The sequence below is a fragment of the Novosphingobium profundi genome (genome assembly GCF_018491765.1).
Taxonomy (GTDB): Bacteria; Pseudomonadota; Alphaproteobacteria; order Sphingomonadales; family Sphingomonadaceae; genus Novosphingobium; species Novosphingobium profundi.
The window spans coordinates 51,886-73,723 of record NZ_JABWCU010000023.1 but is presented as its reverse complement, the minus strand read 5'-3'; the positions used below and the strand labels follow the sequence as shown (position 1 = coordinate 73,723).

Genomic DNA, 21,838 nt, shown 5'->3' with positions numbered 1-21,838 from the left:
GCTTAATCCTCGTGGCTCGCTTCGCCCTTGCCGATCTCGGCCTTGAGCGTGAAACTTCCGGTGGTGGCGATCTGTTCGTTGCCGGTCAGGCCCGACCGGACGATCACCGTGTCGCCCGACGCATCGCCGAGCTGGACCGGGGTCGCCTTGAAGCCGGTGGGCGTGCGCACGAACACGACCGACTTGCCCTCGAAACTCTGGACCGCCGTCGTCGGCACGCGGACCGCCCCGCTCCCGCCGCTGCCCGTGAGCTGCACGGCTGCCGTCACAGGCTCGCCGACCCGCCATTCGCCACCGCGATTGTCGAGGGTGGCGAGCGCAGGCACGAGCCGCGTCTGCGGATCAAGCGCCGGCGACACGAAGGTCACGCGGGCGGTCGCCTGACGGCCTGCCGCCTTCACCAGCACCGTATTGCCGGGACGCACCCGGCCCGCATCCTCGGGCTTGAGATTAAGCGCGATCGACACCTGGCTCAGGTTGGCGATGCGATAGAGTTCGGCATCCGCCGCGACCGTTTGTCCCAGCGTCACGGGGCGCGCAATGATCTGGCCCGAGATCGGCGCGGCAATGCCGAGCCGGTTGAGCCCGCCGCCGCCGACACCCGCCGCCGAAACCATGCTCTGCGCCTGCGTCAGGGCGATCCGCGCCTCCGTCGCCGCTGTGCGGGCGGCGATCAGATCCTGTTCAGGGGAGACTCTCTGCGCGAACAGCCGCTGTTCGCGCGCGAGGTTCGAATTAGCGAGCTGAAGCCGCGCCCGCGCCGCCTCGACCTCGCCCTTGATCTGCGCCGCCTCGCGGCTTTCGATGACCGCAATGGTCTGGCCGCGTTCGACCGATTGGCCGAGGTTACGGGTGAGCGCGACCACGCGTCCCGCAATTGCGGCCGAGACGACCTGCGTTCCCTGTGGGTCGCCCTCGATGATCGCGGGCAGCTCGATCGTCCCGGCCCCGCCGATGATCGGCCGTCCGACCTGGACGCCCGCTGTGGCGATCTGGTCGGCACCCAATGTGACGACGCCTTCACCGGCATGACCGCCTTCAGCACCGCCCTTTTCCGTGCCCGCTGCCGTCTCATTGGCAGCTGCGCCTTCGGCAGTTGCCTCGTTTCCGCCATCCTTGCCGCCGCAGGCAGCCAAGAGCAGGGCGAGCGACGCCGCGCCCGCGAGATAAAAGCTCTTCATCACTGATTCCCCCCATTGGGCGCACGAGCGGTCAGTCGCTCCACTTGCGCGCGGGCATTCTGGTAATTGGCAAGCGCGTCGATCGCGGCGACCCGCGTTTCGGCGAGCGTGCGTTCAGCATCGAGCAATTCGAGCTGGCCGAACTTGCCCTCGCGATAGCCGATCCGCGCGATGCGGGCGGCCTCCTGTGCAGCCGCCAGCGCCGGCCCCGACGCCGCACGAGCCGTCGTTGCGGCATTGGCCGCCTGCGCCTGCGCGTCCGTGATCGCCTGTTCGATGTCGAGCGCGGTCACGCGGCGCTGCGCATCCGCCTGGGTCCGCTGCGCGGTCGCCTGCGCAATCGCGGCGCGACCATTGTTGAACACCGGGATCGGGATCGACACGCTGAACACCGCCGCCATGTCGTTGGTCGCTTCCAGGCGGCGGATCGACGGCCCGACGTTCAGGTCAGGCACGCGATTGGCGCGCGCGAGCCGCACGCCGGCTTCGGCAATGGAGAAATCCGCGTTGGCTGCCGCCAGCGCGAGTGTGCCGGTCGTGTTGACCGGTGCCAACGGCCCATAGACGTTCACACCGGGAAGGCGATCGAGCAGCGTGTCATCGAGCAGGCCGTCGATCGGCCGTCCGATCCGACGCGCCAGATTGGCGCGGGCCGCCTCGGCCAAGCGAAGCTGCCGCTCCACATTGGCGTCGGCATTGATACGCGCGACATCCGCGCGCTGTTGCTCGAGTGGCGATGCCCGCCCTGCCTGCACGCGAACGCTCGCGGCCCGCAGCGCATCGCTGGCGATCCGGGCCTGATCGCGGGCTGTCATTACCCGGCGATCGGCCGCGACCGCTTCGACATAGAGCTGCGTTACCTGAAGCCGGACATCCGCCGCGATGATCGCGGCCTGGATCTCGGCCCGGGACAATTGCGCATTGGCGACCGCGACGCGGGCGCCGCGCTTGCCGCCTAGCTCGATCGGGATCGCAAAGCCGACCGTGGTTTCCGCGCTGCGGACCCCCCGATACGGCCCGGAGCCGATGACATTCTCGACTTGGCCTTGAACCACCGGATTGGGCCGCAAGCCGGCGACTGTGCGACCTGCACGGGCCGCGTCGATTCCAGCTGTCGCCGCTTCCGCAGCAGGGGCCGAACCGCCCGCTGCACTGACCGCTTGGTCAAGCGTGTAGACCGGCGCATCCTGCGCAACAGGCGCGGACGGTCCGACCTGCGCCTGCGCCATCGTGGCGCAAGACGCTGCGGCCAGCATGGCCGCGAGGATACGATTCATGAAAATAGGACTCCTGACGATGATCGACAGGGGCGCGCCAACGCACGCCCAAATCGGACGTCAGGCTTGGGGGGGCCTCAAATGGACCATGCCGGTGCGGCCGTCGAGCGACGCAGAGGCGGAGATTGTCGGCTTGGGCACTGTGAGGACGGGGGTATATTCCATCGTCGTGCGCGCAGGCGCGTCGACGTCGTGTCCGTGACAATAATTGTGATGATGCGGGACATTCTTGTCCGAGTCCGATGGCACCTGATCGATGTCACCGGCGGTATGGACCGTGAACTCAACGCCCGCGATGCTTCCCCCCGCCAGATCGGCGGCATGGGCCATGCCGGAGAAGCTGGTCAGGACCAGCATCAGGCATGTCAGGAAAGGCAAAAAGGCTCGCACTAGCTTGCCTCTATCACGGAAGGGTTTTCATGTCATTGCACTAATTCGAACCAAGGGTCACTGAGCCGGAACCCGAGCGGGATCGGTCGCGCCCGTTCCAGGCGAACCCGACCGCAATGGCGACCGCCATCAGGAGTTGCGCCAGCACCGATTGCCAAGTGGGAAACACGCCGAGCATCGACAGCCGTGGCACGTCCGCGAGCGGTGCGATGTTGATAAGGCCGGCTTCCTGGAGCGCGGCGACGCCTTTACCCGCCAGCACGACGGTCAGGACCGCCATGAGCCAGGAGCTATAGCGGAAGAACTGCGCGATCGGCAGCTTGCGACTGTAGCGAAGCATGGCCCAAGCGATCAGGCTGAGCAGTCCAATCGCCGACCCGGCCCCCGCGAGAAGCATCCCGTTGTCACCTTGCGCCGAAAGCGCGGCATAGAACAGGATCGTCTCGAAGACCTCGCGATAAACTACGACGAACGCCAGCCCGAACAGGAACCAGCCCGACCCGCCCGAGAGCGCCCGCGACATCTTCTCGCGAATATAGCGCTGCCACTGATCGGCCTGCGCCTTGCCGTGCATCCAAATCCCGACCGAGAGCAGCACGACCGCGGCGAACAGCGAGCCAAACCCTTCCGTCAGCTCCCGGCTCGCACCGCTGATCCCGATCGCATAGGTGGCGACCGCCCAGGTGATCCCGCCCGCGATGATCGCGCTGACCCAGCCGCCATGCACGTACCGCAGCGCCTCGCCGCGCTCGGCTTTACGCAGGAACGCGATCATGGCGACAACGATGAGCAGGGCTTCGAGCCCTTCACGCAGCAGGATCGTGAACGCGCCCAGGAACGTGGACGCTTCGGTGGCGGCATCAGGCGCGAGCGCCGCTTCCGCATCGTCGAAAAGGCCGCCCAGTACTGCGACCTTCTCCGCGAGATCATCGGGCGACGCGCCCCGGTCGATCGAGGCGCGGAACTCCCCCATCGCGCCCTCGATTCGACCCATCAGCGTCGCGTCGCGCGCGGTGAGTGTTGGCTCGATCGGCTCGAACCCATCGAGATAGGCCGACAGCGCCAGCTCTTTCGCCATGCGCGCATCGCCGCGCCGCGCAGCCGCCACGCTTTCGGCGAGTTTGGCGCGGGCGACCGCGAGCGAGCCGGGAGCCTGTTGTATCACCTGTTCGGGATGACGACGCAGGAACGCGAGCACTGGGTCAGCCTTGGCGTCGCCGATCGCCGCGCCGAGCGCGGCCGGGGTGAGCGCGACCAGGGTTTTCAGGTCCGGAATTCGCCGGCGAAGGGTCGGGTCGGATTTCCAAAGCCGCTCGCCTTCGCGCGCCTGCGCATCCGTGAAGGCGAAGCTCCCGGCTCGGAATGCTAACGCCCAGCGCTGATCGTTGGGCAGATCGGCGAAGCTCTGCATCGCGGTCCCGTCGATGCCTTGCGTCACCACCTGATAGAGCGCGAACACGCTGCGCTGGCGCGCGCGCTCGGCATCGGTGAAAGCAATCGGGGGCGTAGCGAGCTTGGCGGCGTCAGGGCCACGGCCGTTGCCCGTCATCCCGTGGCAGGACGCGCAGGATTGTCGGAACAGTGCATCGCTGGAGACGAGGTTCGGAGCCTTATCGGGCGCGAGCGGCACCGGGTAGGCGCGCAACAGATCGGCCGCGAGCCCGTGCGCCAATGTTGCCACCTGTTCAGTCGGTCCCTTTTCCGCGATCACCGCCTGGAGGTTGGCAGCCCGCTGGATGAGGGCTTGACGCTCCGGCTTCGCTGGCAGGCCCTGAAGCCGTGTCGAGACCGACGCGGCGAACTCCGTCATCTCGGCATATTCCGACGTGCTCTTGATCCGACCGTTGGCGACCGCGCCGCCATAATCGACGGCCATATAGTCGAGCAGCCGCCATGCGGTTTGCACGTCGCCGGGTTCGGCGATTGCCGCAGCAGGGATCAGCAGCGCCGCGAGCGCGGAGAGCAGCCGCAACGAGAGCATTGCCCGGATCAACGCGAGCAGACGCACTACCGCTCTCCCAATTCGCGCCGAGCGCCAGTGACGATTTCATAAGCGGAGTGGAGGAACAGGAGGGCGATGAGGCCGGCGACGGCGAGGTCCGGCCAGGCGCTTCCTGTCCACGCCACCAGACCGGCCGCGGCGATCACCGCCACGTTGGCGAGCGCGTCGTTGCGGCTGAACAGCCAGATCGCGCGAACATTGGCGTCCCCTTCCCGGAAACGCGCAAGCACCAAGGCGGACACGACATTGATCGCGAGCGCGACAACGCCGATTGTGCCCATCAGTTCGGCATCGGGCGCGGTTGCGTTCAGGGCGCGCCAAATCGCGAAACCGATTACGCCCACGCCAAGCGCACCGAGAAACAACCCCTGCGTCAGCGCGACCTTTGCCCTCGCCCGTGCGGACCAGGCAAGCGCGAGAAGACCGATAAGGCTGATCGACCCGTCCCCGAGAAAATCGAGGGAATCCGCTTTCAGCGCTTGGCTATCGGCGATGAACCCGCCGAACAGCTCGGCGACTCCGAAGCCGAGGTTGAGCACCACGACGGTCAGCAGCGCACGGCGATAGGCCGGATCGGTTTGCGCGCGCGCGGGCTCCCCGTGGCACCCGCAGCTTTCGGTAGAAGCATTCATGCGGCCTTCCTTACCACCTCCAGTCGCTGTAGAAGCAAGCGAAATGTGCGACACGTTCGCATAAACAAGGATGGCATGATGAAGCCGGTGATGATTGGGCAGCTCGCCAGCGAGACCTCGACGAAGGTGACGACGATCCGCTTTTATGAGTCGATCGGGTTGCTCCGATCCGCCCCTCGCACGGCGTCGGGTCGCAGAACCTACGATGCCAGTGACATTGAGCGTTTGCACTTCATCCGCAACGGTCGCCGGCTTGGCTTCTCCGTCGACGAGATCCGTTCGTTGATGGGGCTGGCGCAGAACCCGGACCAGGATTGTGGTGCCGCCTCAGCTATCGCTGCTCAGCACCTCAAGGATGTGGAGGAGAGACTGGCGCAACTCGCGGTGTTGCGGGATGAGTTGGCAATGCTCAGCCAGAGCTGCACCAAGGCGCGCATGGCCGATTGTCGGATCATGAAGGCGATCGGCAAAGGCCACCCTCAAGCCGATCAATAATAATCGGCCAGCCTGAGCTCGCGCACATCACCCGAGGCCATCGTCAGCTTTACGAGGGTGCCAGCAGGCCGGGAGCGCACTTGCCAGAGCTCCCCACGCGTATAGTTCGCATCGATCGAATGGCCGTTCACCGCCACGATCCGGTCGCCGACCGCCCAGCCAGCCTTTTCCGCGGGACTGTTCGCCGCCACATGAACAACGGTGAGCGCCGTTGGTGAGGCTGCGAGGCCAAGGCCGCTACGGTCCTTCAGCATCGGCAGGCGACGACGAGGACCGAGTGGCCGGAGCCACACGAATCCGGCGGTCACGTCGAACACCACGTCGAATTGAGCGATCAGCGGTAGGCCGACATTGCCAACCGTGCTGGTGGAGAGCCAAGCTCTCATCCCGAGTGTGGGGACGTTCGAGACGCCAAGCCCTTCGATGTTGATGTTCTGGATCGTGAAAGCATCGTTGATACGCACACCATCGACGCCGCCGATCGCCGCGGTCGAGACGAGCTTCCCGTTCAACAGCCCTTGATCGCGGGCATAGGCCGACGAGAGCATCAGCGCGGCCGAGCTGCCAAGATCGATCATCAAGGGCACGGGAGGCAAACCCGAGACGGAAGCTCGAATGAACAGCTCCTGCTTGGCACCGCGCCCGAGCGCGACAGCGCGCCAGTCGGGACCGGCGAGAAACGTGCCTGACTTGACGACCGCCATACGCCTTTTCGCGAAATCGAGCGCGATGCAGCTACCCGTGAACATATCGGCACCGAGGAGGATATCGATCGGTCGTCCGAAGGCCGCCGACACTGAACTCAGATCACCAACGACGGCAAAGGGTAAGCGACGGGTTTCGCGGGCGAGCTGTACGTCGATGTCGCGGACCAGCAGCACCGGGGCCTTGGCGCTCAGCCCGCTAATCATGCGCCGCTCACCATCGTTCAAGCCGAGCTTCGCCGCGAGCGCCGTGCTCATGATCGACGCGCCGCTGCCACTGTCGAGCACCGCCCGCACCGGCACTCCGCGCACTTGTGCCGAAACAAGGAGGGTATCACCCGTGCCGACTTCCAGCGGCTCCCATTCGAGGTGAGCCGCACCGAAGTTCCACGAGCCCGCAGACCGGGAAGTCTGTCGCGCGAGCGTTGGAGAACCGAGCACCAAGCCGGTTCCACAGGCCACCAGCCGCGCCACTAATGAGCGTCGAGACATACCGATTGCTTCAACACGGGCCGTCAAAAAGCCACCTCCAGCCCCCCGTCCGCAGGAGAGCAAATTGCGGTTACATGCTCCAGCCACTGGAGGAGCAAGTGCTTTTGGTGCGCCCGAAAATCCTCAGAAGCGCTTGGAGAACTTTAGATGAAGGATGGTGCAGACCGCTTAGATGCCTTCCCGATAACGAACGGTTCCGGGGGACGCTGGGCCGATCGGGACCGCGAACGGTGTAAACGCTCGCGCTAAGTGGCGGCATTCTGATCGCGCTATTTGTCGGCGAGCGTCGCTACGCGGCTACCGGCTTGGTCTCGGCCGATCGCACATAGGCGTAGAGTTTTGGCTTGGAGATGCCGAGCATCGAGCAAATCTTGGCGATCGGCATCGTGTTCTCGTGGTAGAGCCTGACGGGCAGGTCGCGCTTTTCCTTGCCGAGTGCGGCCGGCCGGCCACCCTTCTTGCCGCGAGCGCGGGCTGCGGTGAGACCGGCCTGGGTCCGCTCGCGGATCAGGTTGCGCTCGAACTCCGCCAATGCCCCGAACAGGTGGAAGGTAAGCTTGCCCGACGTGGTGGTCGTGTCGATCGCCTCGTGCAGGCTCAGCAGCCCGACCTTTTCCTCGTCGAGGTAGGTCATCCATCCGATCAGATCACGGAGCGAGCGGCCGAGCCTGTCGAGGCGCCAGACCACCAGTGTGTCGCCGGCGCGAAGCAGCTCCTTCACCTTTTCCAATCCAGGGCGAGCGGCAGTCGCCCCGGAGGCCTTGTCGGTGATGACCTTCTCGCAGCCGGCAGCCTTCAGCGCATCACGCTGGAGGTCCAGGTTCTGCTCGGCGGTCGATACGCGGGCGTAACCGATTTTCATGCGTAGGGCCGGTGGCGCCCCGATCGGGCGCGGTTTGGGAAGAAAGTCGTCATCGGCAGGTCTATGTTGCCCTAGTTTTCTTTACCGGGTAGATTTACGTCGAACAGGCCGGTTTGGCAACGCGAGCGGACTCGCATGGCGATGGGCAGGCAAATCTCCGTTTTCCTTACCTGCGACACGGACCGTCGGCGGTGACGCATCCGGCGCTTGTCCCGCCGCTGGCGATCGAGCGCTACCGCGTCCTTGAACCGCACCTCGCCGATGGCATCCCGCTCGCGGACCTCGCCCGCACCGGCACGCTGAGCGAGCGGACGTTGCAGCGCTGGCTCGGGCGCTACCGTGCCGAAGGACTTGCCGGTCTCGCGCGTCTGCCGCGCAACGATCGGGGCAGGCTGCACCTGCCGGAACATCTGGTCGAACTGACCCGCACTCTCGCCACCAAGCGCCCGCGACCCCCGGTCGCCGCCATTCACCGAAAGGTGCAGGAACTCGCCATCGCGCATGGACACCGAACCCCCAGCTATGCGGCCGTCGCGCGTGTCGTCAGGGCGATACCGGCAAGCCAGATCGCCGCAGCCTCCGATCCGGCCGTCTACCGCGACCAGCACGAGCTAGTGCATCGGCGCGAAGCCGCGACCTCGAACGAGATGTGGCAGGCCGATCATACCGTTCTCGACATTCTCGTGCTCGATGATGCCGGAACCCCGGTGCGTCCTTGGCTGACCGTCATCGTTGACGATCACAGCCGAGCCATCGCCGGTTACTTCCTCAGCCTCGATGCCCCCAGTGCCCTCAACACGGCGCTCGCCTTGCGGCAGGCGATCTGGCGCAAGCCCAATCCCGAATGGATCGTCAGCGGCATTCCCGAACAGCTTTACGTCGACAACGGCTCGGATTTCATCTCCGAGCATATCGAGCAGGCGTGCATCGCCCTCAAAATCCGCCTCATCCATTCGCTGCCGGGGCGTCCTCGCGGGCGCGGCAAGATCGAGCGGCTGTTCCGCACCATCAACGACATGTTCCTGCCCGACCTGCCCGGCCACCTGATCGCGGGCAAGCCGCTGTCGGCGCCAGTGCTCACGCTCGACGAGCTGCGCGCCCGCTTCGAGGCGTTCGTGTGCGGCGTCTATCATCGTCGCCCGCATGGCAGCACCGGCGAACCGCCGATCACGCGCTGGCAGAAGGGCGGGTTCCTGCCCGCAATGCCCGACAGCCTTGAACAGCTCGACATGCTGCTCGTGCACGTGCCCAAGCCCCGTAAAGTGCTGCGCGACGGCATCCGTCTGATGGGCAGGCGCTATGTCGAACCCACGCTCGCGGCCTTCGTCGGCGAGCAGGTCGAGGCGGTCTATGACCCCCGCGACCTGACCGAGATCCACGTCTACCACCAGGGCCGGTTCGTCTGCCGTGCGCTCAGCTCCGAGCACGCTGGGCACCCGTCGTTGCGCGCGATCCAGCGCGCCCGGCGCGGCGCGAAGGAGCGCGACAAGCAGGTGCCTGCCCCCACGGAGACCTTCGATGGCGACCAAGAGGATACGGCTTTCCGGCCCACCACCTACCGAGGGCTCCGGCTCTACGCCGCTGACGATTGAGTTCCTGGTCGAGCAGCCGTTCCTGGCGACCCGCGAACATGCCCGGTTCGTCGAGTTTGCCGAAGCCTGCGCGCACTACCGCTATATCGGCGTGTGTCATGGCCGGCCGGGCGTCGGAAAGACGCGATCGGCGCGCGAGTTTTCCAGCTTCCCCGACCTGGGGGAATATGCCGCGCTCCGTCCCATTGCCGCGCTCCTTGGCGAAAAGGTCGCTCGCTGCCGCGCCGTCTTCTACACCGTGTCGGTCAGCAACACGCCCAAGACGATCGACGCGGTGTTGGGCCTCAACCTCATTAAGCTGGGCTATGCCCGGCTGACGGTCGCGGGCGGCTCGCAGGACGAAATCACCCATGACGCCGCCCGCATCGCCTGCCCCCTCGTCATCGTCGACGAGGCCGACCGCCTGACCATAAAGTCGCTCGAACATCTCCGCGACATGGCCGATCGCCACGGCTTCGGGCTGATCCTGATGGGTATGCCGGGCTTGGAGAAGCGCCTCGCCCGCTATGCCCAGCTCTACTCGCGGATCGGCTTCGTCCACGAGTTCAAACCGCTTACCGAGACCGAAATGCGGCTGCTGCTCGCGACCCACGCCGGCGATTTCGGGATCAGCTTCGACCCGGCCCAACTCGACGCGATCGAAGCGCAGGCAGCCGTGATCCGCATCACGCGCGGCAACTTCCGGCTCATGGAGCGCCTGTTCGCGCAGATGCGGCGGATCATGACCCTCAACCGCGTCGAGGAGGTCACCGCTGACATCGTTCAGGCCGCGCGCGATTGCCTCGTCATCGGACCCGGCAACTGACAAATAGCGCGATCAGAACGCCGCCATTTAGCGCGAGCGTTTACACAGGATAAGATCCATACCGTTTCCGGAACCACTTTCTTGTTTCCTCTTCGAAATTGGACTGTGCTGATGAGTTTGAGCGATGGTGGCTTCGCTCATACACTACGCGCTACCAGGCCCCTGCCCGTTTCTTAGGCTTAACGTTGTAGCTCAAGACCCCGGGGGCTCAGCCTCCCTTCTCCGGTTCTTGCCGCTGCGCAAATCCCTCGATCTACCTGCCGCCGTCGTGTGGTCGCACGGCATCATCCAAAGACCTATTTAGGCCGTCATGACTAGCCAATCTTCGCCATAAGGCGCCCCGCCGCCCCCTGCTCTGCCGCGAGATTGCGATTATAAGCGAGCGGCATCCGCGGCGACTTCCACCGCAGCGCGTCCATGATGCCGGCCAAATCCTCCCCGCTGGCGAACAGGTCCTGATTGAGCCCGATCCGCGTCGAGTGCGCACTGATCCCCTTCAGCAACCGCGCCAGATCGTCCGCCGTCAAATCGGGCAGCGCGCCGCGATCGAACGCACGCTGAATGATTGCCCGCCAGATCGGGCCGATCGATCCCGGATGGAGCGCCGCGGCGCCGATGTCATACTCGACCCGCGCCTTCACAGCGGGCTTGGACAGCGTCTTGCGCAGATCCCAAGTCTCACGGCCCGAGATGCTGTCGATCGAACGACCCTTCACAGCCGCCCGCGCTTTGTAGCGCCGTACCTGCACCCGCCGGAACAACGGCCCCGCGTCGATCCCAGCGGCCTCTCTCCACGCCGCGACAGCCCGCACAGAGCGGGGCGACAAATAGGCTGTGGCTCCCTCGCCCTCCTGATCGCCTTTGCTTCGCGCGATGGCGAGGAGGCGCGCTTCGGGATCAAGCGCCTCGAGAATGTCATTGATGCTGATTGCGACGAGCTCCGATGCACGGAGCCCCGTGTCATAGGCCACCGACAACAGGGCTCGGTCCCGCAGGCCTGGCAGATCGCCCGCGCACGCCTCCAGCAAAGCTCGCACATTCAGTCCGCGAGGACTGTCGCGCTCCACGTCTCGCACTGGCCCCTTGAAGCGCAAGGGACGCGCCTGAGCCTGCGCGGTGCCCTTCTCGCGCCGGATCGCGCGTAGCCGCAGCTTCACGAGATCAGCCTGGGTGGGATCCTTGAGATCAAGCAGCTGATGGATCTTGGCGATCGACGCCTTGTAGCGGCCAAGCGAGGCGGGCTTGGCCCCCTGCCCTGCCCGCGCGTCGAGATAGTCGGCGACGATCTCGGGCGTGGCCGGCAGTGCAATCCGGTTGTTGCGCCTACACCACGCATCGAACGCCTCGACGTCGGACTTGAGCGCACGGATGCTATGGGGCGATGAAGCGGCCTGATAGGCGGCGATCAGGCCCTCGTTGACGGTGATGCGCTCGCCGGCGCGCATCTGCACGATCGTCCGCGCAAGGTCGGCCGGCGCCCTGACCGCCGGCAGGACAGCCTCAGGCGGCGCTACGGGGATTTCTGGCCCTTCCCGGGCGGTTTCGGTGCTCACGACGCGCCTCGCTCCTCAGCCGCGCTTGTAGCCCACCTTATAAAGAACGGTCAAATCTGCTTATGTGATAACTGCAATTATCACATGTTCGCTTAACAACCCTTCAAGCCGTTGTGCAGTTATCGGAACTTAACTACACCTTTCGCCATGGAGCCCTTCGATCCCTGGTCCTCCGAGGACACTGTCGACCCGCGTGAGCTAGCGCGCGCCGAGACGTTAGCCGCTTATGCGCTGGGCAGGCTCGATGGACGGCTATCCAGCCTTGGCGAGACCGAAGAACGGCTGTTCTGCGCCGATCTGGTGCGCCGCACGCTGCTCGGCGCGCTTACCCAAGCGGGCTATCTTGATGCCCCGGAGCGATTTGAGGCCTGGTTTGCAGGCCTCGCGCGTGGGCCCGAGCGCGTCGCCGAGGCGCCTTCCTCAGCGCTCGCGATCGTGCGCGCCCTCCTCTCCGAAATGGCGCTCCACCCTTGGGAGCCGCTTGCCGAGACAGCGCGGACGCTCGCGCGCTGCGCGCGCTTTGTCGGCGACGAGGTGCCGCTTTCCCTCGAAGATCAGGCCCGTGAGACCGACGCAACCATCGGCGCGCTCGAACGCGCGTGCGCGCTGGTCGAAGGCATGCCCGATGACGTAAACGGCCCGCTCCCTTTCGATACCCTGGCGGCGCTGTGCACTTCCGCTACGCACGCCCCGGCCTTTGCCCCGATGGAAGCGGGCGTTCGCACGTTCGACACAGGCGAGACCTGGGTCGCGCTCGCGGGGCGGCGCCCGATCACGCCGCTCTGGGCGCTCGATGTCGCCGTGAGCGCCCACCTTGCGCGGCGCAAGTCGCTGGCGCGTGCGCTGCCGATGCCCGGTCTATTCACCACCGAGCGCCTGTTAATGGCCCATGCGGCGGATCGACAGAAGCTCCAACTTGCCCATACTCTCAATGTCGTCGCCACCGCGCATCTGGCGGCGCTCGATACGGCGCACGCGCGCGCCGCGCTCCTCACGCAGCGCCTCGCCGGGCTTCGTCGGAACTCGCGCGCGGGCGCGGCCTGGATTTTGCTGGCTGGGTTTGCGCCGCTTGGGCTCGACCAGTTGATGGACGCGGTCGGGGTCAGACGACGGGGGACTTATGCGCTACGCGACGCGTTGCGCGAGGTCGGATTGGCCGAGGCTCGGCAAAGCCACGGCAGAGTGCTGCTGGTGGCGAGCGAGGATGCGAGGCCGTCCAATATCCGTGCTCCGGCCGCCTCGAACGCCCTCGGCCCGGCGGTCGATGCGCTTGACCAAGCCATGGCCGACATCGATCGCCTGCTCGCGCGCACTGAAGATCAGGAGGCGACAGGCACGTAAGCGACACCGATCCGGCGCGGCGCGCGCATCCGCCGTTGCAACAACGCGCGCACCGCCTTGCGGGCCTCGGATCGCGCGGCGAAGGAAAGCTGCTTGCCCTGCCCGGCCGTCCCGATCCGCCCCCAGTTCCAGCTCAGCGTGGTCCATCCAAACAGGTCCTGGCCCACCTCGACCTGCCAGCGCCGTGCGAGCCCGCGTGCCGGGTCGCAGGCTTCCAGCGCGAGGTGTCCGCCTTCGGGTGCCAGCAGCTGGTTGAGTGTCGTCTCGATGTCCATGGGACACGTTTTACGCGCGCGCAAAGGCCGCGATCCAACGCGAATTTTGAATCACAGGCCGCTTGCTGATTCACGCAGGCGATTACAGGATCGGCCTGCGGATGTGGACAACCGCCAGGCCTCAAAACACCGCCAGTTCTGGATGACACCTGCCGTTGCAAACGGTAAGCGGCGTGCATGAGATCCCTGCTTTGTTTCCTGGGCTGGCACGAGCCTTCGCGGCAATCCATCGCGCGCGACAAGCAAGGGCAGGACGTTGCCTTGTGCACCCATTGCGCCGTTCCCTTGATCCGTGCTTCTGCGCGTCGCTGGCGCCCCGCTGGCCCTCGATGTTTGTAGATCCGGACAAGGGTACGACGCCCGAGGGAACCGATTCTCGTTGCGTTTATTTCGAATATATGCTACTGAATTGCTCTACCACGGAGAGTTCCCATGACATTGCCGGCGCATTCAGAGCCGTTCGGCGGCCATATGCCGTCGGCTGATGACCGTCAGATCGCGAACCAGCTTCGTCGCATGCTGGCGGCCCAAAAGTCGGGTGAAGCGACATTGCGTGTCCAGGAGCCGGAATCAAAAAAGCCGGTCGAAATTACTCTCACGCCCGCCATGTCTGATCTGTTTTTGGAATTGCTGCGCCATATCGGCAGCGGCAGCGCGGTCACACTCGTGCCGATCCAGGAAATGCTGACGACGCAGCAAGCCGCCGATCTCCTCAATGTGTCACGTCCCTACCTGATCAAGCTGCTTGAGCAGGAGGCGATGCCCCACACTCTGGTCGGACGTCATCGCCGCATCCGGGCCGATGACGTGTTTCGCTACAAGGCGCAGCGCGATGATGAACGTTCGCGGGCCCTCGACGAACTCATCAGCGGCGATGCCGACCTGGTCTGACCCGTGTTCGCAAACCGCTACACTGCCCTCATTGATGCCTGTACGCTCGTCAGTGTCTGGCGGCGCAACTTGCTCCTGTCGCTTGCGGAAGCCGAATTTTTCCGCATCCGCTGGTCAGAGCCCATTCTGACCGAGACCAAAGCAGCCCTGATCAAAATGGCGCGAGAGCGCGGTCTCGATGATCCTGAGGCGCGAGGAGTGCGAGCGGTACAGGCTATGCAGACAGCCTTCCCGGAGGCCATGGTCGAAGACTTCACGCTGATTGGCAGCGCCCAGTTTGGCTTGCCCGACCCTGGCGACGAACACGTCATCGCCGCTGCCGTCAAAACGCAAGCCCAGGCCCTCGTCACCGAGAATCTGAAAGATTTTCCGGCTGACATCCTCGGCCAACTCAACATCGAGGCACGAAGCGCCGACGACTTCATTGCCGACACCATTGCCCTTGAAGAGGGGCGGGCGATCGCCGCCATCCGGAAAATGCGCGAGCGCCTGAAGCGACCTGAAATGTCCCCTGAAGACTTTTTACGGGCCTTGGAAGCCAACGGCCTGCTCGAAACAGCTTCGATCGTCACGCCCCACCTCGGCTCGATCTGAAGGCTGGCTTCTAGAGCGGTTTTCGATCAGATTGCATCAGATCTACCGCTCTAGACTTTTGTTTTAACGCATTTTCTGAACCGTCAGGTGATTCCACCTGACTGGAAAATGCTCTAACATCTACAACCTTTCTTTGCCGCTCAGCTGAGGAATTTCCATTCTCAGGCAAGGTCGTCCGCTAACCCATTGGGAACGCGCAAGGGGCCGGTTGCGGAATGGCCGGATTGGAGTTTTGTCGCGGGGATAGCTGACTCTATGCGGCGTCTGCAGCCGACCCTTTATTGCCGCTCAGGCGCCAATTTCCGCTTCTCAGGAGCGGACTCGCAGTTTCCCAATCCCGAGTGAGCCAAGGTTGACCGCCGCTGAAGATGTCGCTGCTAGGAACAGATCTTCCTGATCGACGTTCCGCCGCCCATCCTGTCAATTCGGTCTATGCGAGTTGTTGCTGCAGGATATTGGCCGCATTGTAGCAATGAAAGGCAGTCACCTTGCCTTCTTTCATATGGAACACGTCGCAGCACGGCACGTCGATACGTTTGCCGGTAGCCGGCACGGCGCCGGCGGGCGTCATCAAGGTGCCTCGATGCTCTCCACGAATGGCCAGTTCGACGACGACGAGGTCGTCGGTTGCTTCGACATGCAGGATCTCCCGGTGCACGTCCGGAAACGCTTCAGCCATTGCGCTGGCGACAAGGGCGATGTCTTCACCGCGAAAGTCGATCCCGGCAGGGACATTACGGGCATAGCCGTTCGGCGCAAAGCAGGACAGGAAACCTGGAAGGTCAAGGCTAGCGCCTTCAGCTGCGGCATAAAGCTTTTCGATGGTCTGAATATTGCGTGTCATTCCGAGTGTCCTTCCTTGAGAGAGGCAGGCGTCGGCCCAGCCTGGGCCACGCTCGGCACACCAGATAGACATGAGGTTACAATCATGGCAGTACCTACCTAAAGGTAAGTATGGAATTGCACATGGACATGATGGATAGCCCCTGCGGACTCGACGTCTCGTTGAAGGTGATTGGAGGCAAGTGGAAGCCCTTGATCCTCTACCACCTTCAGGGTGGCCCGGCCCGATTTTCCCAGGTGAAGCAGCGTGTCGTAGGCATCAGCGAGAAAGTCCTTATCCAGCAATTGCGAGAGTTGGTCGCGATGAACGTGCTCATCCGGCGGGATCACCAACGTGTGCCACCGATGGTCGATTACGCGCTGACGCCCTTTGGCGAGACTTTGGTCGAGACGCTGCGTCCCCTGTGCGAATGGGGGACGCAAAATCGGGCGCGCGTGGCAGCAACGCTGGCTTCAGCCTCGTCCCAGCCCTAAGGCTGAATTTGCTCGCGGCAGAGAGCTATATGGACGCTTACTGGTCAGGAGGAACCGCGATTTCGGTCACCGACCCTTTGTCGCCGCTCAGTCGCCGACTTTCGCTTCCCAATTCCGGTCGGACCGGTGTCCGCTTTGTTTAGGACTTCCCCCACCTCGTAAGAGGCGACATCATCACCGCTTCGAAGCCAGCTTTTCCCTCAGGAACTCGATGAAACGCTGGGTCTTGGCTGGAAGCAGGCGGGTCTCGGTCAAAGCGTAGACGGGCATGGGTTTGCCCTGCCAATCCGGCAGGATGCGTTGCAGTTGGCTCGAGGCAAGTTCGTCCGCCACGATTTCCTCAGGAACGAGGATGACGCCGAGCCCCAGGGTGCTCAACCGCTTGATCATACCGACATTGTTCAGGTGAAAGCGTCCACCCACGGGGACCTCGCATTGGCTATCGCCGCGAGTGAGCATCCAATGACCCTCGCGGATCATGCCCATGCAATCGTGTCGGCCGAGGTCCTGCGGGCTGATCGGTTCGCCCCGCAGCGCGAGATAGGACGGCGCGGCGTAGAGGTGGGGAACCAGACGGGCCAGCGGCCGGGCGATGAGGTGCGAATCCTCGGGTTCGCCCATGCGGATGGCGATGTCGAAACGCTCGCTGACCAGGTCAATGCGCCGCGGCGTGAGGTCGATCTCGAAGCTTATGCCGGGATAGAGCCGCGCAAATTCGGCAACGAGCGGCGCAAGATAGGTCACGGCGAAGTCCACCGGCAGCGATGCGCGCAGCACCCCCGTCGGCTGCGCCAGCATGTCGCCCAGTTCGAGATGCGCAAGACGCGCTTCCTCGACGATGCGCTTGCTCCGCTCGTAGTAGACCTGGCCCGCCTCGGTAAGCTCGATCCGCCGCGTCGTGCGGTGGAGAAGCCTGAGGCCGAGCGCCTTTTCCAGCATGCTGATGCGGCGCGAGACCGTGGAGTTGGGCATGCCGAGCGCTTCTGCAGCGCCGCGAAAGCTCTTCGCCTTCACCACTTCGACGAAGAGCGCCATGTCGTCGAGATGCATCATGCCGATTGTTCCATCATTGGATCAATGTTCTCCAGATCGATGGCTTTATCCCGATCAATCGAATGACGATAGTGGGGCCCAGACATTCCCCGAACGGAGACATACCGTGAGCACCCCCTTCGATCCCGTCCGCCTCGGTCGCTACGACCTGCCCAATCGCCTCGTCATGGCGCCGATGACACGCAGTCGTGCGAACCTCGACGGCACCCCCGGTGCGCTGGCCGCCGACTATTACGCGCAGCGCGCCAGCATCGGCCTCATCGTGACCGAAGGCACCCAGCCTTCCGAAGACGGGCAAGGCTACATGACGACGCCCGGCATCTACACCAGCGAGCACGTCGCGGCCTGGCGCGCGACCACCGAGGCCGTCCACGCCAAGGGTGGGCACATCTTCATCCAGCTGATGCACGCCGGCCGCATGTCGCACCCCGACAACACGCCGCACCACCGCCAGGGCGTCGCCCCGTCCGCGATCGCGCCGGGCGCGCAGATGTTCACGCCGACGGGCCTTCAGGACGCACCGACCCCGCGTGCGCTTTCGACCGAGGAAGTGGCCGCGACGGTCGCCGACTTCGCGCACGCCGCCCGCTCGGCGATCGAAGCCGGCGCGGACGGTGTCGAGATCCACGGCGCCAATGCCTACCTGATCCAGCAGTTCCTTGCCCCCAGCGCGAACCAGCGCACCGACCGCTACGGCGGCTCGATCGAGAACCGCGCCCGTTTCGCCATCGAGGTGGCGCAAGCGACGTCGCAGGCCATCGGTGCCGACCGCACAGGCATTCGCCTTTCGCCCGGCACGCCTCTCTGGGGTATCGTCGAGGGGCTTTGTTGCGCAAATCGGCCCCAAGGCAGCAGTTGGCCCTTGAAGGCATTGGGTTACGCGACACGCTGCGTTTGAGGCCTTCCGAGCGCGGTGAAGCGGTTGAGTATGGCCGCGCGGATTTGCATTTCGGCGACCTGGCGATCGAAGTCTCGCGCCATGATCCGTTCGCCCAGCAGCTTGAAGCAATGCATTTTCGTCTCGACCAGACTGCGCTGGTGATAGCCGCTCCATCGCTTCCAGATCGTCCTGCCAAACCGCCGGCTTGAGCGAACAATTTCGTTACGGGCCGCAACGCCCGGCGTACTCTCCGGCCAGGCTTGCGCATTGCTGCGAGCAGGGATGATGGCATAGGCATCGCGCGCGGCGATCGCTTCGTGACAGGCTCTGGTGTCAAAGGCGCCGTCGGCGCTGACGCTTGCAATGGCTTGATCGGGTGGGATCTGCTCCAGCAGTTCGGGCAGCATGGGGGCGTCGCCAACCCGGCTTCCGGTCACTTCGATGGCGTGGATTTCCAAGGATCCGAGGTCCACACCCAGGTGGACCTTCCGCCACTGCCGTCGCTTGGACGGGCCATGCTTGCGCCTGCACCATTCCCCATCACCAACCGCCTTGATACCCGTGCTGTCTATCAGCAGGTGCAACGGCCCGGAACTGGGCTGACAGGGTATCTCGACAAGCAAGGTCTTCTGCCTCCGGCTCAGCGTGCTGAAATCCGGCACCGGCCAATCGAGCCCGGCCATCTCGAGAAGGCTGGCGACCATGCCGGTGGTCTGACGCAAGGGAAGCTTGAACACCCCCTTCAGCGTCAGGCAGGCCTGGATCGCGGCGTCCGAGAAGACAGGTTGGCGCCCGCGCTTGCCGGTGGGCGGGGCAAGCCACTGCATCCCCGGGTCAAACCAGACCTGAAGCGAACCTCTTTGCGCTAGTGCCGCGTTGTAGGACTTCCAGTTCGTCGTGCGGTAGCGGGCGTGGGGCGGTTTGCTCATCACCGCCACCTAACCAACTGGATTCACCAACGGAATCCCTTCGGCTTTTGTGCAACAAAGCCGTGCAGGTAGTATCGTCTATCACGAGTACCTAAGAGGCAATACCGCGATTGTCGGGCCTGAAACGTGGCATGAAGATGATCGGTTGAAATGCTGCACGTTTAGCGTCGAAGGCACCGACGACCAGCTTCATAACAACCCGCGCTTTGAAACCCTCTTGCGCGCGGTGTCTGATGAGAAGCCATCAACCGAAGTGCTGTCACTCCAAATCGGAGACGCAACGATCTCGGTCTATTACGCAATGTCGAGCAACAGGATTTTCAATCGCGCACCGGAGCTAAGGCCGCGCTTTGCAATCGAGTTTGCAGCGGGCCGGACCCTGTGGGATACAAAGTACCTCATTTCTTCAATCGTGGAGTTCCTATCTGCATCGCAGAGCCGTGAATTGATTGCGGACGATATCAAGATATACCGATCCACGTTGACGGAGCTGAAAAATAAGCTGCAGGAATTCGGCGATTTTCCGTATCATTACTCCGTTCACACTTTCAAACACGAGCCTGCCACGAAGCTGGAATACCAGTTCTTCGCCAAGTCCTTTGCCTACCTCCGCGAAGACCCTGACATGGAACTGTTCAAAGCCTGTTTGAAACAGTGGCTCTCTCGGGGTGAGGATTGGCGCGAAGCAAGCGCGCTCATGGTCGCCAGTTTCAAATTGGCTAGGGAAATGTCAGGTGCAAGGCTGTTGGCTGCAACTCGCTGGGTCGAATGCATCCCGGGCAACGCGGCGGCGGGCAACATGCTGGATGAGCACTTTGCAGAGATCGTGCGCGTGGCAGCAGCTAGGGCCGAGGAGTTCGGACACAAGGGACTAGAAGGCCGGATTAAGGGAAGCCTGAGAAGCCTCAAGAGCGAAACGAACCGACAGCGCTTAGAGCGCCTAGTCGCGCGGGGAATGACAGTGTTAGACCCGCTTACATTCGAGGCGGGGCCACTGGTGACGGCTTGCATGTTCGCCCGAGACTTCCGGGGCAAAGCTGCGCACGGTCGCGTCATCGTGAAGTCGGAACAGGAAGAGACGGAATTTGAACTGGCGGTCCTTGGGACCGAATGCCTTGCCTACTTGCTGATGCTGGCTGATTTGCCGCTAGACGAAGAGGCCAGGCGAAGGGTCAATGACGCAAACCCGATAAGCCATTTCAGGATGACATGGCGCAGTAGCGGCATCGCTAGGCGATAGGGTGGCTCGGCCACGTTTATCGCCATCATAGGAGAAAATTCATCACTCGCTACGGAGATCCCGACAGTTGGCTAGTGGTTAGATTCAATCGGATGGTTCCGCCCGAATTGCTAGAAATCGGCCATTTCCTGGCCTTCAAAAGGGACTCATCCGTTGCGATCTGACCACTAGGTCCGAGGTCGCAGTCATAATTTGAATGTCTGATTGTTGGTGGTGGCAGATCTCTGCCCCATCGCCGCAAAGGGCGCCTGGCGGCCACTCCCGCCGCCAGTGCATAGAGGCCCCTTCTGCGACCGACCCATGCACGAACCCGCTCGCGCGGGAGGGGCGCGTGGGGGGATGTAGCGTGGTATATGTAGGCCTTTAGCGGGGCGAGGCTGGCAGTTCCTTTAACGGAGAGGAACTTGCCATGACTGTCTCGATCACTACCGGCCCGATCAGCCCGCTGCGCCAGCGGATGCAGCACGACATGATGATGCGGGGGCTCGGTCCACATACCCAGAAGGACTACGTGCGCCATGTGAAGCGCCTGGCGGCCTTCCTCGGGCGCCCTCCTGATACGGCAACGGAAGAGGATCTGCGCCGCTTCCAACTCATGCAGCACGAGAGCGGGGTCAGGCCGACGACCATCAACTCCGCTGTGTCGGCGCTGCGCTTCCTGTTCAACGTCACGCTCAGGCGCCGCGATCTGGCACGAGCCCTGGTCGTCACCCGCGTCGTGCCCCGGCTGCCCGAAGTGCTGAGCGTCGAGGAGGCCGCGCGGTTGCTCCAGTCGGCGCCGGGGATGAAGTACAAGGCGGCGCTGGGCGTGGCCTATGGCGCGGGCCTGCGCGTGTCGGAAGTCGCCCACCTCAAGGTCGACGATATCGACAGCACACGCATGTTGATCCGCGTCGAACAAGGCAAGGGCGGCAAGGATCGCAATGCCATGCTCTCGCCCCAGTTGCTCGAACTGCTGCGGATGTGGTGGCGTGAGGGCAGGAAGCGCGGGGTGCTGATTGCGCATGGCTGGCTGTTCCCCGGCCAGAACGTCACCGATCCGATCTCGACCCGGCAGTTGCACCGCGCGGTTCAGGAGGCGGCCGAGGTGGCCGGTATCCGCAAGCGCGTCAGCCCGCACACCCTGCGCCATTCCTTCGCCACGCACCTGCTCGAGCAGGATGTCGATATCCGCGTGATCCAGGTCCTGCTGGGCCACAGCAAGCTGGAGACCACCGCGCTCTACACCAAGGTCTCCACCCGCACGATCCACGCCGTGTCGAGCCCTCTCGACCAGTTGATGGCGCTGATGGAGGGCAAGGCGGCCACAGGACCAGACGACGCCGGATGAGCC

At 64.0% G+C, this 21,838-nt stretch carries 22 protein-coding genes; 10 read left to right on the top strand and 12 right to left on the bottom strand.

Annotation, left to right across the window (positions count from 1 at the left end):
• Positions 1-2 precede the first annotated feature (2 nt).
• The 5 genes from HT136_RS22460 to HT136_RS22440 form a co-directional block, all read right to left on the bottom strand.
• Positions 3-1,181: an efflux RND transporter periplasmic adaptor subunit gene (locus HT136_RS22460; RefSeq protein ID WP_039396764.1), complete on the bottom strand. Its 1,179-nt coding sequence runs from the start codon at positions 1,179-1,181 to the stop codon at positions 3-5.
• Complete coding sequence (locus HT136_RS22455; protein ID WP_004212875.1) at positions 1,181-2,458, bottom strand: TolC family protein; 1,278 nt, start codon at positions 2,456-2,458, stop codon at positions 1,181-1,183. Before HT136_RS22455 ends, HT136_RS22460 begins: the two co-directional genes overlap by 1 nt.
• 60 nt (positions 2,459-2,518) lie before the next feature.
• On the bottom strand, positions 2,519-2,815 hold the full coding sequence (locus HT136_RS22450) for a hypothetical protein (protein WP_214202082.1): 297 nt from the start codon (positions 2,813-2,815) through the stop codon (positions 2,519-2,521).
• Positions 2,816-2,888: 73 nt separating this feature from the next.
• The gene (locus HT136_RS22445; protein ID WP_004212871.1) at positions 2,889-4,856 is read right to left on the bottom strand and encodes a cytochrome c/FTR1 family iron permease; all 1,968 of its coding nucleotides are present in this window, start codon (positions 4,854-4,856) and stop codon (positions 2,889-2,891) included.
• A complete protein-coding gene (locus HT136_RS22440; protein WP_004212870.1) occupies positions 4,856-5,482 on the bottom strand; it encodes a cation efflux transmembrane domain-containing protein in 627 nt (208 codons plus the stop codon). Before HT136_RS22440 ends, HT136_RS22445 begins: the two co-directional genes overlap by 1 nt.
• 78 nt (positions 5,483-5,560) lie before the next feature.
• Here HT136_RS22440 and HT136_RS22435 point away from each other — a divergent pair, with 78 nt between their 5' ends.
• A complete protein-coding gene (locus tag HT136_RS22435) occupies positions 5,561-5,977 on the top strand; it encodes a MerR family transcriptional regulator (RefSeq protein ID WP_004212867.1) in 417 nt (138 codons plus the stop codon).
• Here HT136_RS22435 and HT136_RS22430 read toward each other — a convergent pair.
• On the bottom strand, positions 5,971-7,173 hold the full coding sequence (locus HT136_RS22430; protein WP_013039112.1) for an aspartyl protease family protein: 1,203 nt from the start codon (positions 7,171-7,173) through the stop codon (positions 5,971-5,973). The two genes, HT136_RS22435 and HT136_RS22430, sit on opposite strands and share 7 nt — an antisense overlap.
• Before the next feature lie 289 nt (positions 7,174-7,462).
• Entirely contained in the window at positions 7,463-8,035 is a 573-nt protein-coding gene (locus HT136_RS22425) for a recombinase family protein (protein WP_021224432.1), read from the bottom strand.
• Positions 8,036-8,226: 191 nt separating this feature from the next.
• On the opposite strand from HT136_RS22425, the gene HT136_RS22420 reads away from it, so the two are divergent.
• Positions 8,227-9,627 carry a Mu transposase C-terminal domain-containing protein gene (locus HT136_RS22420; protein WP_039396760.1) on the top strand — a complete coding sequence of 467 codons (1,401 nt, stop codon included), beginning with the start codon at positions 8,227-8,229 and terminating at the stop codon, positions 9,625-9,627.
• A complete protein-coding gene (locus HT136_RS22415; RefSeq protein ID WP_084592359.1) occupies positions 9,554-10,432 on the top strand; it encodes an AAA family ATPase in 879 nt (292 codons plus the stop codon). Before HT136_RS22420 ends, HT136_RS22415 begins: the two co-directional genes overlap by 74 nt.
• Before the next feature lie 314 nt (positions 10,433-10,746).
• Here HT136_RS22415 and HT136_RS22410 read toward each other — a convergent pair whose 3' ends face one another.
• Positions 10,747-11,985, bottom strand: a complete 1,239-nt coding sequence (locus HT136_RS22410) for a tyrosine-type recombinase/integrase (RefSeq protein WP_039396757.1) — start codon at positions 11,983-11,985, stop codon at positions 10,747-10,749.
• A 147-nt stretch (positions 11,986-12,132) separates the two neighbouring features.
• Here HT136_RS22410 and HT136_RS22405 point away from each other — a divergent pair, with 147 nt between their 5' ends.
• A complete protein-coding gene (locus HT136_RS22405) occupies positions 12,133-13,326 on the top strand; it encodes a hypothetical protein (RefSeq protein ID WP_214202081.1) in 1,194 nt (397 codons plus the stop codon).
• Here the strand turns inward: HT136_RS22405 and HT136_RS22400 are convergent.
• Entirely contained in the window at positions 13,305-13,601 is a 297-nt protein-coding gene (locus tag HT136_RS22400; RefSeq protein WP_214202080.1) for a WGR domain-containing protein, read from the bottom strand. The two genes, HT136_RS22405 and HT136_RS22400, sit on opposite strands and share 22 nt — an antisense overlap.
• Before the next feature lie 432 nt (positions 13,602-14,033).
• Between HT136_RS22400 and HT136_RS22395 the strand changes: the two genes are divergently transcribed.
• Complete coding sequence (locus tag HT136_RS22395) at positions 14,034-14,492, top strand: helix-turn-helix domain-containing protein (RefSeq protein WP_214202079.1); 459 nt, start codon at positions 14,034-14,036, stop codon at positions 14,490-14,492.
• 3 nt (positions 14,493-14,495) lie between these two features.
• Complete coding sequence (locus tag HT136_RS22390; RefSeq protein ID WP_214202078.1) at positions 14,496-15,086, top strand: PIN domain-containing protein; 591 nt, start codon at positions 14,496-14,498, stop codon at positions 15,084-15,086.
• A gap of 430 nt (positions 15,087-15,516) precedes the next feature.
• Here the strand turns inward: HT136_RS22390 and HT136_RS22385 are convergent, their stop codons facing one another.
• Positions 15,517-15,930, bottom strand: a complete 414-nt coding sequence (locus HT136_RS22385) for a nuclear transport factor 2 family protein (RefSeq protein ID WP_214202077.1) — start codon at positions 15,928-15,930, stop codon at positions 15,517-15,519.
• A 122-nt stretch (positions 15,931-16,052) separates the two neighbouring features.
• Here HT136_RS22385 and HT136_RS22380 point away from each other — a divergent pair, with 122 nt between their 5' ends.
• The gene (locus tag HT136_RS22380) at positions 16,053-16,403 is read left to right on the top strand and encodes a winged helix-turn-helix transcriptional regulator (protein ID WP_246544141.1); all 351 of its coding nucleotides are present in this window, start codon (positions 16,053-16,055) and stop codon (positions 16,401-16,403) included.
• 174 nt (positions 16,404-16,577) lie between these two features.
• On the opposite strand, the gene HT136_RS22375 is transcribed toward HT136_RS22380, so the two are convergent.
• Positions 16,578-17,456, bottom strand: coding sequence for a LysR family transcriptional regulator (locus HT136_RS22375; protein WP_214202076.1), 879 nt, complete (start codon positions 17,454-17,456; stop codon positions 16,578-16,580).
• A gap of 106 nt (positions 17,457-17,562) precedes the next feature.
• Here HT136_RS22375 and HT136_RS22370 point away from each other — a divergent pair, with 106 nt between their 5' ends.
• Positions 17,563-18,354, top strand: a complete 792-nt coding sequence (locus HT136_RS22370; RefSeq protein WP_343222288.1) for an alkene reductase — start codon at positions 17,563-17,565, stop codon at positions 18,352-18,354.
• Here the strand turns inward: HT136_RS22370 and HT136_RS22365 are convergent.
• Positions 18,333-19,265, bottom strand: coding sequence for an IS5 family transposase (locus HT136_RS22365; RefSeq protein ID WP_214202074.1), 933 nt, complete (start codon positions 19,263-19,265; stop codon positions 18,333-18,335). The genes HT136_RS22370 and HT136_RS22365 overlap by 22 nt on opposite strands.
• Positions 19,266-19,314: 49 nt before the next feature.
• On the opposite strand from HT136_RS22365, the gene HT136_RS22360 reads away from it, so the two are divergent.
• On the top strand, positions 19,315-20,505 hold the full coding sequence (locus HT136_RS22360; RefSeq protein ID WP_214202073.1) for a hypothetical protein: 1,191 nt from the start codon (positions 19,315-19,317) through the stop codon (positions 20,503-20,505).
• Between the two features lie 409 nt (positions 20,506-20,914).
• On the top strand, positions 20,915-21,835 hold the full coding sequence (locus HT136_RS22355; RefSeq protein WP_214202072.1) for a tyrosine-type recombinase/integrase: 921 nt from the start codon (positions 20,915-20,917) through the stop codon (positions 21,833-21,835).
• Positions 21,836-21,838: the final 3 nt, after the last annotated feature.

What these genes read in the sequence shown, in the direction of transcription:
- HT136_RS22400 (WP_214202080.1), bottom strand. Translation starts at nt 13,601, where the DNA reads ATGGACATCGAGACGACACTCAACCAGCTGCTGGCACCCGAAGGCGGA.
- HT136_RS22455 (WP_004212875.1), bottom strand. Translation starts at nt 2,458, where the DNA reads ATGAATCGTATCCTCGCGGCCATGCTGGCCGCAGCGTCTTGCGCCACG.
- HT136_RS22385 (WP_214202077.1), bottom strand. Translation starts at nt 15,930, where the DNA reads ATGACACGCAATATTCAGACCATCGAAAAGCTTTATGCCGCAGCTGAA.
- HT136_RS22460 (WP_039396764.1), bottom strand. Translation starts at nt 1,181, where the DNA reads ATGAAGAGCTTTTATCTCGCGGGCGCGGCGTCGCTCGCCCTGCTCTTG.
- HT136_RS22405 (WP_214202081.1), top strand. Translation starts at nt 12,133, where the DNA reads ATGGAGCCCTTCGATCCCTGGTCCTCCGAGGACACTGTCGACCCGCGT.
- HT136_RS22425 (WP_021224432.1), bottom strand. Translation starts at nt 8,035, where the DNA reads ATGAAAATCGGTTACGCCCGCGTATCGACCGCCGAGCAGAACCTGGAC.
- HT136_RS22355 (WP_214202072.1), top strand. Translation starts at nt 20,915, where the DNA reads ATGACTGTCTCGATCACTACCGGCCCGATCAGCCCGCTGCGCCAGCGG.
- HT136_RS22375 (WP_214202076.1), bottom strand. Translation starts at nt 17,456, where the DNA reads ATGATGCATCTCGACGACATGGCGCTCTTCGTCGAAGTGGTGAAGGCG.
- HT136_RS22380 (WP_246544141.1), top strand. Translation starts at nt 16,053, where the DNA reads ATGGACATGATGGATAGCCCCTGCGGACTCGACGTCTCGTTGAAGGTG.
- HT136_RS22450 (WP_214202082.1), bottom strand. Translation starts at nt 2,815, where the DNA reads ATGCTGGTCCTGACCAGCTTCTCCGGCATGGCCCATGCCGCCGATCTG.
- HT136_RS22395 (WP_214202079.1), top strand. Translation starts at nt 14,034, where the DNA reads ATGACATTGCCGGCGCATTCAGAGCCGTTCGGCGGCCATATGCCGTCG.
- HT136_RS22430 (WP_013039112.1), bottom strand. Translation starts at nt 7,173, where the DNA reads ATGTCTCGACGCTCATTAGTGGCGCGGCTGGTGGCCTGTGGAACCGGC.
- HT136_RS22365 (WP_214202074.1), bottom strand. Translation starts at nt 19,265, where the DNA reads ATGAGCAAACCGCCCCACGCCCGCTACCGCACGACGAACTGGAAGTCC.
- HT136_RS22435 (WP_004212867.1), top strand. Translation starts at nt 5,561, where the DNA reads ATGAAGCCGGTGATGATTGGGCAGCTCGCCAGCGAGACCTCGACGAAG.
- HT136_RS22440 (WP_004212870.1), bottom strand. Translation starts at nt 5,482, where the DNA reads ATGAATGCTTCTACCGAAAGCTGCGGGTGCCACGGGGAGCCCGCGCGC.
- HT136_RS22415 (WP_084592359.1), top strand. Translation starts at nt 9,554, where the DNA reads ATGGCGACCAAGAGGATACGGCTTTCCGGCCCACCACCTACCGAGGGC.